Source organism: Streptomyces araujoniae, from assembly GCF_050871195.1.
GTDB lineage: Bacteria > Actinomycetota > Actinomycetes > Streptomycetales > Streptomycetaceae > Streptomyces > Streptomyces bacillaris.
In genome coordinates this window covers 685,102-704,361 of record NZ_CP194070.1, presented here as the reverse complement: position 1 = coordinate 704,361, position 19,260 = coordinate 685,102, and the positions used below count along the sequence as shown (strand labels likewise).

Annotated in this window: 6 protein-coding genes and 1 pseudogene; all 7 read right to left on the bottom strand. The window is 71.6% G+C overall.

Features of this window, described 5'->3' with window-relative positions; all coding sequences use genetic code 11:
• Positions 1 to 100: 100 nt before the first annotated feature.
• A complete protein-coding gene (locus tag ACQ9ZG_RS02820) occupies positions 101 to 1,615 on the bottom strand; it encodes a hypothetical protein (protein WP_499279816.1) in 1,515 nt (504 codons plus the stop codon).
• Positions 1,612 to 2,436 carry a glycoside hydrolase family 16 protein gene (locus tag ACQ9ZG_RS02815; protein WP_181398413.1) on the bottom strand — a complete coding sequence of 275 codons (825 nt, stop codon included), beginning with the start codon at positions 2,434 to 2,436 and terminating at the stop codon, positions 1,612 to 1,614. The genes ACQ9ZG_RS02820 and ACQ9ZG_RS02815 overlap by 4 nt, the downstream gene beginning before the upstream one ends.
• A 16-nt stretch (positions 2,437 to 2,452) precedes the next feature.
• A complete protein-coding gene (locus ACQ9ZG_RS02810; protein WP_499279814.1) occupies positions 2,453 to 5,539 on the bottom strand; it encodes a non-ribosomal peptide synthetase in 3,087 nt (1,028 codons plus the stop codon).
• Positions 5,540 to 5,634: 95 nt separating this feature from the next.
• Entirely contained in the window at positions 5,635 to 6,462 is an 828-nt protein-coding gene (locus ACQ9ZG_RS02805) for a hypothetical protein (protein WP_109916805.1), read from the bottom strand.
• 174 nt (positions 6,463 to 6,636) lie between these two features.
• Positions 6,637 to 7,398, bottom strand: a complete 762-nt coding sequence (locus ACQ9ZG_RS02800) for a thioesterase II family protein (RefSeq protein WP_109916804.1) — start codon at positions 7,396 to 7,398, stop codon at positions 6,637 to 6,639.
• Positions 7,399 to 7,484: 86 nt separating this feature from the next.
• Positions 7,485 to 10,595 (bottom strand): annotated as a pseudogene (locus ACQ9ZG_RS02795) (type I polyketide synthase); the annotation flags it as partial.
• Positions 10,596 to 10,638: 43 nt separating this feature from the next.
• Positions 10,639 to 19,056, bottom strand: a complete 8,418-nt coding sequence (locus ACQ9ZG_RS02790) for a type I polyketide synthase (protein ID WP_499279813.1) — start codon at positions 19,054 to 19,056, stop codon at positions 10,639 to 10,641.
• Positions 19,057 to 19,260: the final 204 nt, after the last annotated feature.

The window sequence follows — 19,260 nt, the reverse complement described above, 5'->3', positions numbered from 1 at the left end:
AACTGAACCGGGTTAATAGACTGGCTGGGTTGCGTTATTGTCCGGGATGGGGGAGGGCTGGGTGCTGATCGGCCTCCGCCGGGCCCGGCGGAGGCCGCGGTCATCGTCGGGCCGCGAGCAGGGCTCCCAGTACCGCCGCGCGCACCAGGTGGGTAGGTGCGTAGAGTTCCTTGCCGATCCACAACGACGGGTGGCGTTCCACGTTCAGGCCGTGTTCCAGGAGGAAGGCGCAGCCCCGTTGCACCGCCTCGGCCGCCTCCTCCGAGGGGGCGTCGGCGGCCAGTTCCAGCAGGGTGCGTACCGCGTAGGCGGTTTCCTCGGCTGTGCCCTCCCAGCGGCCCCAGGAGCCGTCCTCGCGCTGTTGCTCCAGAAGCCAGGCCACGGACCCGCGCAGCGCGTCGGCCGTGTCCGGGCTGGCATACCGGTGCAGGGCCACGGCGCAGCGCATCGTCGCGAAGTAGGGCGAGGCGTGCCATTTGTCGGACCAGCTGCCGTCCGGGTGCCGGCGGTCGCGCAGCCATGTCGCGATCCGGGCCACGGCGTCCCGGTAGCGGTCGGCGTCGACGGGATCGCCGGCCAGGTGGCAGCCCAGAGCCTCCAGGATGTGGGCGTTGGTGGTCGTGGAGGGCTCGTGCTCCGGGATCGTGGACATGAAGTGGCTGCCCGCGTCGTACTGCCACAGGTACGCGGGCTCCTGGGGTGCCCCCAGGTGGGCCAGGGCCGCGAGGACGATCGCGCTGGTCTCCGCCTCGTACGCGAATCCCGGCGCGGTGGGGGCACCCGACCGGCCGACGTCGCCCGGCAGTTCCTTCAGCAGCGGGGCGAGCACCTCGCGCGGCACCCCCGCGGTCGCCAGGTTGCCTGCGATCCATGCGCGTTCGTAGAAGACGAGCGAGGTCATCGCGGCGACCCGGCCGCCGCCCCGCTCCTGGGCTCGCCGCAGGAAACGTAGCGAGGGATGCGTGGGATCGGCCGGCTCGCGCGGGCCGAGCCAGGCCGCCGTGGCGGCCGCGGAACAGCCGACGACCCCGTCGACCGGCTCCATCTCCGCGGCGCCGACGGCGGCCGGGCCGACGATCTCCAGATAGTGACCGGCCAGCGGATTGCGCCAGGCGCCGCCGCGCAACGCGCACAGGGCGTCGTCGGTCAACCCGTCCGGCAGCGCGAGCGGTTGAGCCGTCGCGTCCCCGAGGACGGCGAGACGGGCGTTGACGCCCTCCACCAGGGCCGGGATCAGCATGAAGAACACAACCGTCGACGGCACCGGCCGGGCCACCAAGGCGGCCGCCGCCGCGAGCCCCCGACGCGCGGCCTCGGCGAGACCGGCACGCGGCAGCGGCGGAGTCCCGCCCTCCCGGCCCAGCACGGCGAGCAGCGCCTCCGTCGCACTCAGTGTCGGCACGAGGGCGTACCCACCGGGCCCGGCCCAGCAGCCGTCGGGCCGCTGCTCGTCCAGGAGATGACGGACCCGGGCGGTGTCGCCGTCCAGCCAGGGAGCCAGCGACACCAGCCGGGCCGTCTCGTACACCGAGGGACCCAGCGCGCCGGTCGGGTCGTCCAGCACCCGGTCGACCAGCTCCGCGACGAGCGCGTGGAGATCGGGGCCCGCGGTCACGCCGGGATCTCTTCGGAGACGGTGATGCTCTCGACGAGCAGCGACGACGGCAGCGTGGCAGGGTTGGGGTCGCCCGGCAGGACCGGGCCGCCCGGGCTGCCGATGATGATGGCCAGGCAGAAGTACACCGGCTGGTCGAACAGCCAGCCCTTCGGAGTGGTGTCCTGCGGGGTCAGCCGCAGATACTCACGGCCGTCCAGGTACCAGGTGATCGAGTCGGGGCCGCGCCGCCAGACCACCGAGTAGGTGTGGAAGTCCTCGCTGAGCGCACTGCCGTCCTCAGCGGTGGTGCGCGCGCCCATGCCGAGGGACGGGATCTGGTGGCACTCGGGGGAGTGCACGGCACCCCACACCGAGTCGGGCTCCGAGCCCAGCGCCTCCAGGACGTCGATCTCCCCGGCCCGGTACCAGGCCTGCACCGGGTCCTCGTCACCCCTGTGCCGCAGCTGGGTGCCCCACGCCCACAGAGCACAGTCCAGGCCGGGGCCCGCCGCGGTCTTCACCCGGGCGTCCAGGCGCAGCGCACCGCCGGGGCGCGGCACGAAGTCCTCGCGCCGGCTCTCCAGCCACGCCGCCCGGTACTCCCCGTCCTCATGCGTGGCGGTGATCCTCAGATGCCCCGCCCCGTCGAGGCCGACGTTCGCGGGGTCGTCCGTGTGGAACTCGATTCCGGCGCCGAACGGCTGCCCTGTGACGACCTGCCACAGGGCGGGGTCGGGCGGCGAACCGGCCGGCCCGTCGAAGGTGTCCTGCCACAGGACCCGCCACGACGACGGCGGTACGGTCCCGGCGGACGGGGCGGTGGCGTGCTTCTGGTTCACGGTCTCCATTGCTTTCTCAGGCTCCGGCTTCGAGACGCTCGGCCATGGCGAGCGGGGTGGGATGGGCGAACAGATCGGTCAGTCGTACCGGCACGCCCAGCGTCTTCTCGATGCGCTGCACGAGCTGCGCGCCGAGCAGCGAATGCCCGCCGTTGTCGAAGAAGTTGGCGTCCGGGCCGATGTCGGTCCGGCCGAGCGTGGTCTGCCACAGTGCGAGCAACTGCCCGGCCGCACCCGACTGCGCTTCGGGCACGGCCTCGGCCGTCGGACTGCGCTCGGCACGGCGCTGCTCGGCGAGACGGGTGAGCGCGAGATGGTCCCGCTTCTCGTTGGCGGTGGTCGGCAGCGACTCGAGCACCACGATCTCCTGGGGTACGGCGGCGGAGGGCAGCAGGGACCGGGCATGAGCCGTGAGCCCGGCGGCCAGGCCGTCGGGGGACTCCACGAAAGCGACCAGGGCCGCGTCCGCCCCGCCCCTGCCGACCACGACCACGGCGACATCCCGCACGCCCGGATGGCCGAGGAGTACCGCCTCCACCTCTCCCAGCTCGATGCGATGGCCGCGCAGCTTGATCTGACGGTCGGTCCGGCCCAGCAGCTCGACAGTGCCGTCGGGCCGCAGCCGGGCCAGATCGCCGGTGCGGTAGTGGCGCCCGTACACGGGATGGTCCGCGAAGCGCTCGGCCGTCAGCTCAGGGCGATCGTGGTAGCCGAGTGCGACACCTGCCCCGGCGATGCACAGCTCGCCCTGCACCCCGACCGGCAGTTCCCGGCCGTCCGGGTCGACGATGAACACCTGGGTGCCGGCGATCGGGCGGCCCACGTCCACGCGGTCCACGTCGGCCGGCACCGGGCCCGAGGTGGACCAGATGGTCGTCTCGGACGGGCCGTACACATTGAGCAGCGAGCCGCCCGAGGCGGCGAGGGTGCGGGCCAGCGCGGGCGGCAGCGGTTCCCCGCCGCAGACCAGGCGCCTTCCCGTGAGCCGGCCGTCGGCCGCGTCGGCGACGACACGCCAGGTCGTCGGGGTGGCCTGCACGATGCCGACGTCGTGCGCGACGACCTCACCGAGCAGGGCACGACCGTCGGTGCGGGCCTCGTCGGAGGCCACGACCAGCCGCCCGCCGCAGACCAGCGGCAGGAACAGCTCCAGTGCGGAGATGTCGAAGGCGAACGTGGTCAGCCACAGCACGGAGTCCTCCGCGGTGACCTTCAGCTCCTCGGCGAAGTGCTGTACCACATTGCCGAGGCCGCGGTGGCTGATCAGGGTGCCCTTCGGCTTCCCCGTCGAACCGGAGGTATAGATCAGATACGCGCAGGAGTCCGGATCGGGCCCGCTCGCCGAGGTGTCCGGGAGCGGCCCGTCCTGCCCGACCCGCTGCAGCGGCAGCACCCGCGCCTGGACCCCCTCCGGCAGTCCCACGCCCGGCGCAGTGAGCACGGCCCGCGCCCCGGAGTCCTCCAGGACGTACGCCAGCCGCTGCGCGGGGTGCTCCGGGTCGACGGGCAGATACACCGCGCCGGCCAGCCACACCCCCAGGGTCGCGGCCGCGAGTTCGGGCCCGCGGGGCGCCGCGAGCGCGACGATGTCACCGGCCCCGACACCGGCGTCCGCGAGGACGGCCCGGGTGTGTTCGGCGGCCCCCCACAACTCGGCGTACGTCGTGCTGAGGCCGCCGCTCACCACGGCGGACGCGGACGGTGCCAGCGCCACCCGCTCCCGCACTGCCGTGAGCACGTCGGCCGGCTCCACCGGGCGCGCGGTGTCGTTGGAAGCGGCGAGGACCGCCCGGTCGGAGGGACCGGCCAGCGGGAGCTCGCCCATCGGCAGGTCAGGCCCGGCCGCGGCCGCGAGCAGCAGCGACTCGAAGCGTTCGAGCAGGCCCTGCACGTCCGCCCGGTCCAGGACCTGTGTGTAGTACGCGGCCCGGATGGTCACCCGGGCCGCGGAGGACAGGAAGAGGAACTCGAGGTCGAACTTGCTGAACCCGTTCTCCACCGGCAGCCTGCGGGCCGTGGTGTCCGCGAGGGGGAAGGTCGTACGGCCGTCGTCGGGAACGTAGTTGAACAGATGCCGGAAGACGGTGTTGCGCCAGGAGGCTCCTCCGTCCCTGCGCAGTTCCGGCGTCAGGACGTCGACCGGGACATCGGCGTGGGCGACCGCCCCGAGGAACGCGTCGCGGGCGGTGCGCACGAGGCCCCGGAAGCCGCCGCCGAGGTCGACGGGGATGCGCAGCGGCAGGGTGTTGACGTGGTAGCCCACCGCCCTGGACGCCTCCCGCGCACGGACGTTGACCGGAGTGCCCAGCACCAGGTCGGGCCCCGCGCCGTGCCGGGCCAGCAGCAGCCCGTACGCGGCCAGCAGCACCACGGCTTCCGGCGCGCGCAACTCCTTCTGCAGCCGGCGCAGCACCTCGGTCGCCCGCGGGGACAGTTCGGCGGTGACCTGGTCGCCGGTGAGGGTCGGCTCGGGCAGGTCCTCGCTGCCGCACCACAGGGCGAGCCCGGCGGCATCGGCCCCGGCCAACTGCCCGCGCCAGTACTCCACGGCGGCGGGCCGGGGAGCCGGCTCCCGGTACGGCGGCTGCGCGGCCAGCAGTTCGGCGGGCGGTTCGCCGCCGGCGGCCAGCGCCGTGTACCCGGCGGTGAACTCGTCCAGCAGGACCGCGCCGGAGACCGTGTCGAAGACGAGGTGATGGACGGCGAGACAGAACGCGTCACCGTCCGCGCACCGCACCAGTGCGGCCCGCACCAGCGGCCGCCCGCCGATGTCGAAGGGTCGCGCGATGAACTCGCTCACGACAGCGGCGACTTCACCCGGCTCTGCCGCCAGCTCCTCGACCTCGATCCGCAGAGCGTCGGCGTCGATCACCTTCTTGGTGAGGCCCGCCTCCTCCTGCCGGAACACCGTGCGCAGGGCCTCGTGCCGGTGCAGCAGCAGCTCGACCGTGCCCTGGACCGCGGGGCCGAGCAGGGCCGCGTCGGCCTGGAGGGCGACGGAGAGGTTGTTGACGCCCTTGACGGGCACCAGCTCGTCCAGGAGCCAGAGGGCGTGCTCCTTGCTGTCGGCCGGGAGGGGCCGGGGTTGCGTTGCTTCTGGCATTCCAACCGTTCCGTAGATTCGCGTCCGTGGGTTCGTGTTCGTAGATGCGCGAAAATCGCCTGTGGGGTATGCGAGTGCGGAGACGCCGGTCCCCCTCAGCCTCGTGTCTCGGTGCCGAGCAGCTCGGCCACCGTGCGGGTGACACCCGGGTCGCGCAGCAGATCGACATGCGGGACGTCGACGCGCAGCTCCCTGCCCACGGCGATGTCCCGCCCGGCTCCGCGGGAGCCGTTCAGGCCGCTCGCGGGCGACGAGGAGGTGACGACGACGGCCTCCCGCCACGCCGGCAGGGGGTCGATCTCCGCAGCCGCGATCAGATAGCCCACGAACGATGCGAAGACCGCGGTGAACTCCTCCTGCCGCTTCTCGTCCAGCTCCAGCCGGTCGAAGACGGGTTTGGCGGTACGCCGGTACACATCGAGGAGTGCGGCGCCCAGCGGCGCCATTTCGGTGTGCTGCTCATGGGCCCGCCGCGCCTCGGCCGCCGCCTGCGCGGTCTCCTCGCCGCTCAGCAGGGTGGACATGGAGTCGAGGACCTTGTGGAACTGCGAGTAGAGCGTCAGCGGGCCGGACTGCTCGGGGTCGAACAGTACGAGCGCGGGCGCCCGGCTCTGCCGTTCGGCGATGCGCTGCGCGATCGCGCCCGCGTAGACGCCGCCGACGCAGAAGCCGAACACCGCGCGGACCGGGCGGCCGTCGGCGGCCACCTCCTCCAGCCACCGCTCGACGGGACCGGCACCACCGGCGCCGGTGCCCTCCTCTTGGGGAACGGTCTCCCGGATCGAGAAGGGCAGGCCGGCCAGACCCGCCGCGAGATCGGTGAAACGGCCCTCGGCGCGGCCGGTGGCGTCGAAGTCCACGGCGAGCACCAGCTCGTGCGCGTCCGCGTTGCCGAGAATCCGCCACGTCTGCGGTTCGGTCATGGTTCGGGCTCCCCCAGGTGCAGTGGAAAACAGTGCGTTCGTGGTCGTGGACGCCGCTTCGGGCGAGGGTGTTGAATTCGCGGTCACGCTATGTGCGCCTCCCGGCCCGGATAACCCCTAGCCGACCCCTTGCGACCCCAGGCCGGTGCGGGTGGGCGGACAGCGGGGCCGTGCTCACCGGAACCGGTCCAGCTGCCCGGACAGGACCCGGGCGACCGCGTCGGTCCGTTCCGAGACGAAGAAGTGACCACCGTCGAAGACCCGCAGGTCGAAGGGGCCAGTGGTGTGCTCCCGCCAGGCCCCGGCCTCCTCGACGGTGGTCTTCGGGTCGGTGTCGCCGGTCAGCGCGACGACGGGGCAGCCGATCGTCGCGCCCGGCGTGCTGCGGTACCGCTCGATCGCCTTGTAGTCGGCCCGCAGCGACGGCAGGAACATCCGCACGATGTCCTCGTCGTCCAGCGCCGCCTGCGCGGTGCCGTCCAGGGCCCGGATCTCCCGCAGCAGAGCGTCGTCACCCTTGCAGTGCAGATCCTCGCTGCGATGCCGGGACGGCGCCCGCCGCCCCGACACGAACAGGGAGACGGGCTTCACACCGGCCCGCTGCTCCAGCCGCAAGGCCACCTCGAAGGCGACCGCAGCGCCCATGCTGTGTCCGAACAGGGCGAGCGGCCGGTCGGTGCCCACGGCTTCGACGACCGCCTCGTAGGCCGCGTCGGCCAGCTCGTGCAGATCCTCGAAGGCGGGCTCCCGATGCCGGTCCTGACGGCCCGGATACTGTACGGCCACCACGTCCAGCAGACCGGCCAGCGCCCGGGACAGCGGATGGAAGGACGTGGCCGAGCCGCCGGCGTGCGGGAAGCACACCAGGGTGACGGCGTCGGCGGGCGCCTGCTGATAGCGGCGGACCCAGGGGCTCTCTTTATGTGTGGGGGTCATGACGTGGTCCTCTTCATTTCCTCGTGCAGGTGCGCGGCGAGTTCCGCCGGCGTGGGGTGGTCGTAGACCAGCGTGGGCGGCAGGTCGATGCCGGTGACCTTGGTGAGCCGCCCGCTCAGCTCCACCGCGGTCAGCGAGGCGAAGCCGGCGTCGAGGAAGTCCTGGTCGGCAGGGAGCGCATCCGGATCGGAATGCCCGAGCACCGCGGACGCGGCCGACAGCACCACGTCCAGCAGCAGAGCGGGCCGCTCCTGCTCGGACGCCCCGGCCAGTGCCCGAGCCAGGTCGTCGCCGTCCTCGGGCAGCGGGGCGTCCTGAGACGTGTCGGCCGCAGCCCTGCCGTGGTCCCACGCCGACAGCAGCGACAGCACGGCCTTGAGGGAGTCGGCCTCCTGGGCGGAGTCGACGTCGAGCAGTGTGGCCAGCCCACAAAGATCCCGGCTTTCGACCGCCTGCCAGAAGCGCCGCTCCAGGTCACCGTCACGGGGCATGGCCGTCGAGGCCTGCGGCGCGGCCGGCCCGGACGGCAGCCAGTACGCGCTTCGCTGGAAGGCGTACGTCGGCAGCTCGACCGTGCGGGCGCCGGTGAGGGCGAACACCGCCTTCCAGTCCGGGGACATCCCGTGGACGTGCAGCTCGGCAACGGCCGTGCCCAGCGCGACGGCGTCGGCACGGTCGCGCCGCTGGACGGGCACCACCAGCGCATGGCCGCCGAGGCTCTCGCGGGCCATCGGGGCCAGCACGGCGTCCGGGCCGACCTCGACGTACGCGGTCACGCCTTCCTTCTCCAGATGCGTGAGCTGATCGGCGAAACGCACAGCCTCACGCGCGTGGCGCACCCAGTAGCCGGGATCCTCCAGCAGCCCGTCCGCAGCCGTCTCCCCGGTGACGTCCGAAACCACGGGGATGCGTGGCGCCCGGTACGACACCTCACGCGCGACCGCCGCGAACTCCTCCAGCACCGGGTCCAGCAGCGGCGAGTGGAACGCGTGACTGACCCGCAGCCGCCGGGTCCTGCGGCCCAGACCCGCGAAGTGCGCGACGATCTCCTCCACGGCCTTCACGTGGCCCGAAACGACCACGGCCGACGGCCCGTTGACCGCGGCGACGCCCAACTCGTGCGTCCGGCCGGCCAGCAGCGGCAGCACCTCGTCCTCCGCCGCCTGCAGCGAGGCCATCGCCCCGTCGTCGGGCAGCGACTGCATCAGCCGGCCCCTTGCCGCCACCAGCCTCGCCGCGTCGGGCAGATCGAAGACCCCGGCGACATGAGCCGCGGCCAGCTCACCGATCGAGTGCCCCGCGAGCAGCTCCGGCCGCAGTCCCCATGCCTCCAACTGCCGGAACAGCGCCACCTCTACGGCGAACAGTGCGGGCTGCGCGTACTCGGTGCGGTCCAACAGCTCCGCCTCCAGTGTGCCGGAGTCGGCGAACACCAGATCGGCCAGGGGGTGTTCGAGCAACGGACCGAACTGCGCGCAGACCTCGTCGAAGGCCGCGGTGAACACCTTCGACGAGGCGTACAGCTCCCGGCACATTCCGGGCCGCTGAGTGCCCTGCCCGGAGAACAGGAAGGCGACCTTGTGACCGGTCGTGCCCGCACCCCGCACGAGGAACGGCGAGTCCTCGCCATGGGCGAGCGCGTCGAGAGCCGCGAGCCGGTCCGCCGGATCATCAGCCAGCACGACACCCCGGTGCCCGAACGCCGACCGGGTCGTGGCCAGCGACAGCCCGACCTGCGCGGCGGTCAGCTCCGGCCGCTCCCGTACGAAGTCCCGCAGCAGCGCCGCCTGCGCGCGCAGGGCCGCCGCACTCCTGCCGGACAGCACCCACGGCTGCTCGACACCACCCGCCTCGCCCTCCGTGGCCGGGCTGTGGTCCGGCTCGGCGTGCTCCAGCACGACATGGGCGTTGGTCCCGCTGATGCCGAAGGAGGAGACGGCCGCGCGGCGGGCCCGGTCCGTGTCCGGCCACTCGGTGGTTTCTGTGAGCAGTGATACGGCGCCGGAGTTCCAGTCGACGTGGGTGGAGGGGGTGTCGACGTGGAGGGTGCGGGGGAGGAGGCCGTGGCGCATGGCCATGACCATTTTGATGACTCCTGCGACTCCGGCTGCGGCTTGGGTGTGGCCGATGTTGGACTTGAGCGAGCCGAGCCAGAGGGGCTGTTCGGGGGTGTGGTCCTGGCCGTAGGTGGCCAGCAGGGCCTGTGCCTCGATGGGGTCGCCGAGGCTGGTGCCTGTGCCGTGGGCCTCGACCACGTCGACGTCCGCGCCGGTCAGCCCGGCACCGGAGAGGGCCTGGCGGATCACCCGCTGCTGCGCGGGCCCGTTGGGTGCGGTGAGGCCGTTGCTCGCCCCGTCCTGGTTCACCGCGCTGCCGCGCACCACCGCCAGCACCGGGTGGCCGTTGCGTCGGGCGTCCGACAGCCGCTCCAGCAACAGCAGGCCTACGCCCTCCGACAGGCTGGTCCCGTCGGCGCTGTCCGCGAACGCCTTGCACCGGCCGTCCGGCGCCAGCCCGTGCCCCTGCCCCCGGCTGAACTCGTCGAACAGAGTCGGCGTCGACATCACCGCCACGCCTCCGGCGAGCGCCAGCGAGCACTCGCCGTTGCGCAGCGACTGCACGGCCAGATGCAGGGCGATCAACGAGGAGGAACAGGCCGTGTCGACCGTCACCGCCGGCCCCTCAAGACCGAGTGTGTAGGACACCCGGCCGGAGGCGACGCTGCCCGCGCTGCCGTTGTAGACATAGCCCTCGACAGCGTCCGGCGACTCACCGACCAGCGTGCCGTAGTCGTGGTACATGACTCCGGCGAAGACGCCCGTAGGGCTGCCGCGCAGGGCCCGCGGGTCGATGCCGGCCCTTTCCGCGGCTTCCCAGGAGGTTTCCAGGAGGAGTCGCTGCTGCGGGTCCATGGCCAGGGCCTCGCGGGGCGAGATCCCGAAGAAGGCCGGGTCGAAGTCGGCCGCGTCGTACAGGAATCCGCCGTGGTCGTACAGCCCGTCCAGATCCCAGCCGCGGTCCGTCGGGAACTCCGACACCGCGTCCTCGCCCGCGGCCACCAGCCGCCACAGGTCCTCCGGGGTGCGAACCCCGCCAGGGTACCGGCAGCTCATCGCGACGATCGCGATCGGCTCCCGGCCGCGCTCGGTGAGTTCACGGTTGTGCTGCCGCAGCCGCTCGGTCTCCTTGAGGGACGCTCGCAGGGCGGCGACGACCTTGTCGTTGGGGTTGCTCATGGGGTCACTCACGCTCCGCGTCGGTTCCGGCGCTGTCGCCGTCGAAAGCAAGGTTGATGAGGAGGTCGACGTCCATCTCGTCGATCGCGTCCAGGTCGATGGCGTCGATGTCGCGGACGGAGTCCTGCGCGGCCGGGGCGGGAGCCTGGGTGATCTCCTGCGGGAACAGCTTCCGCTCCACGAACCGGGCGATCGCCTGCGGAGTCGGGTGGTCGAAGACCAGCGTGGCGGGCAGCCGCAGCCCGGTCGCCGTGTTGAGCCGGTTGCGCAGTTCGACCGCGGTCAACGAGTCGAACCCGATGTCCTTGAACGCACGGTCCGGCTCGATCGCGGCCGTCGACGCGTGCCCCAGCACGGCAGCCACCTGCGCGACCACCAGATCCTCCAGCGCCTGCGCCCGTTGCTCACCGGACACCCGGCCGAGCCGCTCGGCGAGCGACAGTTCCGAGGGCCGCCGAGTGCCGGCGTCCGCGGTGCTGCGACGCACCCGGCGCCGGGCGAGCCCCCGCAGCAGCACCGGGAGACTCTCGTCGTCGGCCCGCCGCCGCAGTGCCGCGACGTCCAGCCGGATAGGCAGCAGATGCGCCTCGCCCGTCGCACAGGCCGCGTCCAGCAGCCGCAGCCCGTCCTCGGTGCTCATGGCGCCGACTCCGTGGCGGGTCATGCGGTGGAGGTCGGTGTGGGTGAGGTTGTCGGTCATGTTGCTGCGGTCTTGCCATAGGCCCCAGCCGAGGGAGAGTGCAGGTTGGCCGTTGGTGTGGCGGTGGTGGGCGAGTGTGTCGAGGAAGGTGTTGGCGGCGGCGTAGGCGGCTTGTCCGGGTCCGCCGAAGGTGGCGGCTGCGGAGGAGAAGAGGACGAAGGCGTCGAGGTCGGGGGTGAGTTGGGTGGTGAGCTGGTGGAGGAGGAGGGCGCCGTCGAGCTTCGGGTTGAGGACGGTGTCGAGTTGGTGGGTGGTGAGGTTGTCGATGGTGGCGTCGTCGAGGGTGGCTGCGGTGTGGATGACGGCGGTGACGGGGTGTTCGGTGAGGGCGTGGGTGAGGGTGTCGGGGTCGGTGACGTCGCCGGTGATGACGGTGGTGTGTGCGCCGAGGTCGGTGAGGGTTGTGGCGAGGTTGTCGGCGGGTCGGCGGGAGAGGAGGACGAGGTGGTGGACTTGGTGGTGGGTGACGAGGTGGTGGGCGATGTGGGTGGCGAGGGTGCCGGTGGCGCCGGTGATCAGGACTGTGCTGTCGGGACGGAAGACGGAGGCTGTGGCCGTTGCCGGGGTGGCCCGGGTCATGCGCGGTGCCAGGAACTCGCCTTCACGGATGGCGATCTGGGACTCACCGGTCGTCAGGGCGCCGGGTATCGCGTGAGTGGACTTGTCGTGGTCGTCGGTGTCGATGAGCACGAACCGGTCGGGGTGTTCGGCCTGCGCGGAGCGGATCAGGCCCCAGATGGCGGCGTGTTCCAGGTCCGGGGTGTCCTCGGGTGAGGTGACCACCGCGTCACGGGTGAGCAGCACGAGCCGGGAGTCGGCGAACCGCTCGTCCGCCAGCCACTCCTGAACCAGCTCCAGCACTCCGTACAGCACCTCATGCACCCGCGCAGCGAGCTTGTCGGCGCCAGCCGGCTGAGGCGCGTGCGGCACGACCACCACATCCGGAACGGTGTCCAGCATGGCCACGGAGTCCAGGTCGTCGGCCGCGAACACTGTCACACCGGCCTCCTCCAGCGACTGCCCCGCCTTCAGCGGGTCTGGATCGAGGACCGCCCAGCGCCGGGCCTCGACGGAGGAGGACCCCGTCGGGGGTGTCACCCAGTCGACGCGGAACAGGCTGTCGTGCACGCACGAACCGGCCGCCTCCAACTGCGCGGTGACCACCGGCCGTACGACCAGCGACTCGGCCGTGGCGACCGGCGCGCCGGCCGGGTCGGCCACGGTGATGGACACCGTGTCCTCGGCGTCCCCGAGCGGTCCCACGCGCACCCGCAGCGCTGCGGCGCCCGCCGCGTGCAGGGTCACACCGCTCCAGGAGAACGGCAGCCGCGCCCGTCCCTCGCCCGCCGCAGGCAGCACGCCCAGACCCAGCGCGTGCAGCGCCGCGTCCATCAGCGCCGGGTGGATTCCGTAGTCCGCGGCTTCGGCGGACTCCTCCTCCGGCAGGGCGACCTCGGCGAACACCTCTTCACCGCGCCGCCACGCCGCCCGCAGTCCGTGGAAGGCGGGGCCGTAGCCGTAGCCCTGCTCGGCAAGCCGGTCGTAGTAACCCTCGACCTCCACCGGCTCAGCCCCGGCTGGCGGCCACGCGCTCAGACCGACGTCCGGCCCCAGGGGCTGCTGTGCCGAGGCCAGGGTGCCGGTGGCGTGCCGGGTCCACGGCTCGTCGCTGTCCGCGTCCTGCGCCCGCGAGTGCAGGTTCAGCTCACGACGTCCCGAATCGTCGGGCGCGCCCACGTTCAACTGCACGTCGACCCCGCCCTTCTCGGGAAGCACCAGGGGCGCTTCCAGAGTGAGTTCCTCGACGGTGTCGCAGCCGACGTGGTGACCGGCCTGGAGGGCGAGTTCGAGGAAGCCGGTGCCGGGCAGCAGCACGGTTCCGGCCACGGCGTGGTCCGCCAGCCAGGGGTGGCTCTGGAGGGACAACCGGCCCGTGAACAGGTGCGTGCCCGTGCCCGCCAGCTCCACGGCCGCTCCGAGAAGCGGATGACCTGCGACGCCCAGCCCGATGGACACGGCGTCGACGGGCCGTACGGCAGCCGGTGCGGGCCAGTAGTGCTGGTGTTGGAAGGGGTAGGTGGGAAGGTCGGTCGCCTGATTGTCCGCGGGGATGGGCCAGTTGATGGTGTGGCCGTGGGTGTGGAGGTGTGCTGCGGAGGTGAGGAGTCGGGTGAGGGTGCCTTCGTTGCGGCGGAGGGTGCCGGTGGTGGTGTCGGTGCCTTCGGTTTCTTCGATGCTGTAGGTGAGGACGGGGTGGGTGCTGGTCTCGATGTAGGTGGTGTGGCCGCTTTGGGTGAGTTGTTCGATGGTGGTGTGGAAGTGGACGGTCTGGCGGAGGTTGCGGTACCAGTAACCGGCGTCGAGTTCCGTGGTGTTGAGGAAGCCCGGCTCCACGGTCGAGAAGAACGGGACCTCGGCGGCCTGGGGCGTGATGCCCGCGAGGGCCGTCGTCAGCTGCTCCTCGATCGTTTCGACGTGCGCGGAGTGTGAGGCGTAGTCGACCGGGATCAGCCGGGCCCGGACGTCCTGGTTCTGAAGGTCCTTGACCAGGGCCTCGACGGCGTTCTTGTCGCCCGAAACGACCGTGGAGTTGGGGCCGTTGATCGCGGCGATGCTTACACCGTTCGGGAGCTGTGCTTCGACGGTACGGGCTGCCTGCGGGACGGAGGCCATGGCACCGCGACCCGCGAGGTGTTCGCCGATGATCTGTGCGCGTACGGCGACGACTTTCGCCGCGTCCTCCAGTGACAGCGCACCCGCGACAGCCGCGGCTGCGATCTCGCCCTGGGAGTGCCCCACCACCGCATCCGGACGGACACCGAGGTCCTCCCACGTCGCGGCGAGCGAGACCATGACAGCCCAGGTCACCGGCTGGATGACGTCGACACGGTCCAACTCGGCGCGCGACCGTAGGACATCGGTCAGTGACCAGTCCACGTAAGGCGCGAGAGCTTCCTCGCAGCGGGCGATCGCCTCCGCGAATACGGGGACGGTGGCGAGGAGTTCGGCGCCCATACCGGCCCACTGCGTTCCCTGCCCCGGGAACACGAACACGGTCTTGCCGGTCTCTTCGGGCGCGAAGCCCTGCACGAGGTGGGGCGAGGGCTCGCCGTGGGCGAGGGCGTTGAGGCCCTTGAGGAGTTCGCTGTGGCTGCCGCCCACCACGACCGCGCGGTGCTCGAACGCGGACCGGGTCGTGGCCAGCGCATGGGCGACCTCGGCGATGGCCGGCTCGGGCCGCTGATCGACGTATGCGTGGAGCTGTCGTGCCTGGTCGCGCAGCGCGTCGGCGGTCCGGGCCGAGATCACCCACGGCACCACGCCTGGCTCGGCGGGCTGATCCTGCGGATCGGTGATGGCCGGGGGCTCCTCGATGATGGCGTGGGCGTTGGTGCCGCTGACGCCGAAGGACGAGACGCCGGCACGGCGGGGCTGGTCGCTCAAGGGCCAGGCCTGTTCCTCGGTGAGGAGGCTGACCGCGCCGGTCGACCAGTCGACATGGGTGGTGGGCCGGTCCACGTGCAGCGTCCTCGGGAGGACACCGTGATGCAGGGCCATGACCATCTTGATGACACCGGCGACACCGGCGGCGGCCTGCGTGTGGCCGATGTTGGACTTCACCGAGCCCAGCCATAGGGGCCTGTCGGCCGGGCGGTCCTGGCCGTAGGTGGCCAGGAGAGCCTGGGCCTCGATCGGGTCGCCGAGGGTGGTGCCGGTGCCGTGTGCCTCGACGGCGTCGACCTGGTCCGGGGTGAGACCGGCGTTGGCGAGGGCCTGCCGGATCACCCGCTGCTGCGAGGGGCCGTTGGGGGCGGTCAGACCATTGCTGGCGCCGTCCTGGTTGACGGCCGTACCCCGGACCACGGCCAGCACCGGATGCCCGTTCCGCCGCGCATCCGACAGCCGCTCCAGCAGGAGCATTCCCACGCCCTCGCCCCACCCGGTGCCGTCGGCGGCGTCGGCGAAGGCCTTGACGCGGGCGTCGGGAGCGAGCCCGCGCTGCCTGCTGAACTCCACGAACATGCCGGGGTTGGACATGACGGTCGCCCCGCCCGCGAGGGCGAGCGTGCACTCGCCGGAGCGCAGGGACTGGGCGGCCATGTGCAGGGCGACGAGCGAGGAGGAGCAGGCCGTGTCGACCGTGACGGCCGGGCCCTCCAGGCCGAGGGTGTAGGCCACCCGGCCCGACGCCACACTGGGCGTCGTGCCCGTCAGCACATAGCCCTCGACCTCCTCGGGCGCCTCGTGCAGCCGGGGCCCGTAGTCCTGTGCCGTCGCGCCGACGAACACCCCGGCCTTGCTGCTGCGCAGCGACATCGGGTTGATACCGGCGCGTTCGAGAGCCTCCCAGGAGGTCTCCAGCAGCAGCCGCTGCTGCGGGTCCATGGCCAGGGCCTCGCGAGGCGAGATGCCGAAGAACGCGGGGTCGAAGTCGGCTGCGTCGTGAAGGAAGCCGCCCTCACGCGCGTACGACGTGCCGGAGCGGACCGGGTCCGCGTCGTACAGCGCGTCCAGGTCCCAGCCCCGGTCGGCCGGGAACGGCGAGACCGCGTCACCACCGTCCGCCAACAGCGCCCACAGCTGCTCGGGCGTCCGAATCCCACCCGGCAGACGGCAGCTCATGCCGACGATGACGATCGGGTCGTCGGAGTTCGAGGCATCGGACGCCTCGGGCGCCGCCACCTCTCCTCGCAGACCCGCGAGTTCGCCGTGCAGGTGCTGTGCCAGCTGCTCCGGCGTGGGGTGGTCGTACAGCGCGGACGACGGCAATCGCGCACCGACCGCCCGCCCGAGCGCGGCACAGAACTCCACCGACATGAGCGAGTCGAAACCGAGCTGCTTGAACGGCGCGTCCACCGCGACCTGTTCGGGGCTGTCGTGCTCCAGCACGGCGGCGATGTGCCGTCGTACGAGATCCAGCAGCTCCCGGTTCGCGTCCTCCTGGGACATCCCGGCGAAGGGAAAGGCCTCGGCGGAACGGGCGGCCTGCGGAGCGGACTCCGCCACCTCCTCGTCCGCCGCAGCGTCGGCCGTCTCGTTGAGGCGACCGGCCGACACCCCGACCGTCTCCTTGAGCCAGTACCGACGGCGCTGGAACGCATACGTCGGCAGCTCGACCCGATGCGAAGGCGTGACGCCCAGATCGGCGAGCACCTTCAGCCACGCGATCTCCATGCCCGAGACATGGAGTTCGGCTGCGGCGTGGGTGACGGCGTGGGTCTCGTCGAGGTTCTTGTGCAGGGTGGGCAGGAGCAGTGCTTCGGCGCGGGTGATGGTGTCCTGGGCCATCGCGGTGAGGACGGCGCCGGGGCCGATTTCCAGATAGCGGGTGGTGTCGTGCTGTTCGAGCCAGGAGATCTGGTCGGTGAAGCGGACGGTGTCTCGGATGTGCCGGACCCAGTACTCGGGGTCGAGGGCCGTGTCCCCGGCGGGCATGGGCAGCCTGGGTGTGTGGAACTCGACGTTTGCCAGGATTTGCCGGAACTCGTCGAGTATGGGGTCCATGAGTGGTGAGTGGAAGGCGTGGCTGACCTTCAGCCGTCGGGTGCGGTGTCCGCGTGTGGCGAGCTGTGCGGCGATGTCCTCGACTACCTCGGCGGTGCCGCTGATGACCGTGGCGCGAGGCCCGTTGACGGCCGCGACGGAAGCGTGTTCCTCGTGCCCGGCCAGCAGCGGCAAGACTTCGGATTCCGGTGCCTCGACGGCGACCATGGATCCACCGATGGGCAGTTGTTGCATGAGGCGTCCGCGCGCGGCCACGACAGCGCACGCGTCGGCCAGAGTCCAGAGCCCTGCCGCGTGCGCGGCGGCCAGCTCGCCGATGGAGTGGCCGGTGACGGCGTCGGGCCGGATGCCCCAGGACTCCAGCAGCCGGAACAGGGCGACCTCAAGCGCGAACAGCGCGGGCTGGGTGTAGGCGGTTCGGTCCAGCACTCGCTGCTCGTCGGTTTCGGCGAACATCACCTCGCGCAGCGGTTGTTCCAGCAGAGGATCGAAGTGCGAGCAGATCTCGTCGAGCGCGGCCGCGAACACAGGGAAGGCGGCGTACAGTTCGCGCCCCATCCCGGCCCGCTGGCTGCCCTGTCCGGAGAACAGAAACGCCAACTGACCTGCCGGCACAGCCCCCCGGCTCCGTACGATCCGAGACGCAGGCTCTCCCGAGGCCAGAGCCGTGAGCCCGGTCAGCAGGCTCTCCCGGTCTCCGCCGAGGACGACCGCCCGGTTCTCGTGAGAGTCGCGTGACGTCACCAGCGACAGCGCCACGGCGTCCGCGTCCAGCTCGGGCCGGTCCGCCACGAACGTCCGCAGCCGCTCGGCCTGCGCCCGCAGGGCGTCCTCACCACGGCCGGAGACCATCCACGGCACCACCGCACCGGCACGGTCCTCCGCACCCCTGCCACGGGACGCGGAGCCGGGCTCGGTCACCGGCATTCCCTGAAGGACTATGTGGCAGTTGGTGCCGCCCATCCCGAACGAGCTGACACCCGCAAGGGCCAACCCGGACTCCGGCCAGTCCGATGGCGACTGCTGGACACGCAGGTTGAGTTCGTCCAGCGGGATGCGCGGGTTCGGCGTCTCGAAGTGGAGACTGGCCGGGATCTTGCGCATATGGAGGGACAGAGCGGCCTTGAGGAGGCCGACCATTCCGGCGGCGCCCTCCAGATGGCCCACGTTCGTCTTGGCCGAGCCGACCGTCAGCGGCAGTCGGCGGCCGGTGGCCGTGCCCAGGACATCGCCCAGGGCCGACGCCTCGATGGGGTCGCCGAGGGCGGTGCCCGTGCCGTGCAGTTCGACGTACTGGACTTCCGCCGGGTCGATGCCCGCCCGCTCGTACGCCAGCCGCAGCACCTCGGTCTGCGCGGCCGCGCTCGGGACCGTGAGGCCGTCGGTCGTGCCGTCGTTGTTGAGCGCGCCGCCGCGGATCACGCAGTAGACGCAGTCGCCGTCGGCCAGGGCCCGCGCGAGAGGCTTGAGGAGTACGACCCCGCCGCCCTCGCCGCGGACATAGCCGTTGGCCCGGGCGTCGAAGGTGTAGCAGCGGCCGTCCGGTGACAGCCCGCCGAACCGGTCGGCGGCGAGGGCGCTCTCGGGCACGATGTTGAGGTTCACGCCTCCTGCGACGGCGAGTTCGCAGCTGCCCGAGCGCAGGCTCTCGCAGGCCTGGTGGACGGCGACCAGACCGGAGGACTGCGCGGTGTCCACGGTAAGACTGGGACCGTGCAGCCCGAGGGTGTACGACACCCGGTTGGCGATGATGGCGCGCTGTGTCCCGGTCAGCGAGTGCTGGGTGACGGCGGACAGCCCCTGCTGGTTCAGCAGCACCGAGTAGTCGTTGGCGACCGCCCCGACGAAGACCCCGGTGCGGCTGCCCCGGACCTGCCGCAGAGGTACGCCGGCGTCCTCGAAGGCCTCCCAGGACAGTTCCAGCATCAGCCGCTGCTGGGGGTCCATCATCGATGCTTCGCGCGGGGATATGCCGAAGAACGCGGGGTCGAACTCGTCCACGCGGTCGAGAAATGCTCCGTGCCGTGCGGCCGGCGGAAGTTCCCCGGCATTCCAGCGGTCTTCGGGTACTTCGCCGATTGCATGCCGTGCGTCTCTCAGCAGTTCCCAGAACGCGCTCTTGTCGGGGGCCTTCGGGAGCCGGCAGGACAGCCCCACGATGGCGATTGCGTCGTCCGGTATCCCGACTTCGGTGAAGTCGTCGCGGAATTGAGACATGCGACCGTGATCCCCCATTAAGTGAAATGCATGAGACAGCACCCTGCGGCACACGCAAAGGCAGTTGCCGACTGTAATCAAATGATGGTTGGCCCTTACACCCCTATCGATCCCCTAGTGACCGCTGAAAGGCGTCGGGAGCAGGGGCGGAAGCACCGAGGGGTACGGGTCTCCGCGCGCGAGACCCGTACCCCTCGACGTCAC

Excerpts from the sequence above, each read along its gene's own strand:
- ACQ9ZG_RS02805 (WP_109916805.1), bottom strand. The coding sequence starts at position 6,462 with ATGACCGAACCGCAGACGTGGCGGATTCTCGGCAACGCGGACGCGCAC.
- ACQ9ZG_RS02790 (WP_499279813.1), bottom strand. The coding sequence starts at position 19,056 with ATGTCTCAATTCCGCGACGACTTCACCGAAGTCGGGATACCGGACGAC.
- ACQ9ZG_RS02810 (WP_499279814.1), bottom strand. The coding sequence starts at position 5,539 with ATGCCAGAAGCAACGCAACCCCGGCCCCTCCCGGCCGACAGCAAGGAG.
- ACQ9ZG_RS02800 (WP_109916804.1), bottom strand. The coding sequence starts at position 7,398 with ATGACCCCCACACATAAAGAGAGCCCCTGGGTCCGCCGCTATCAGCAG.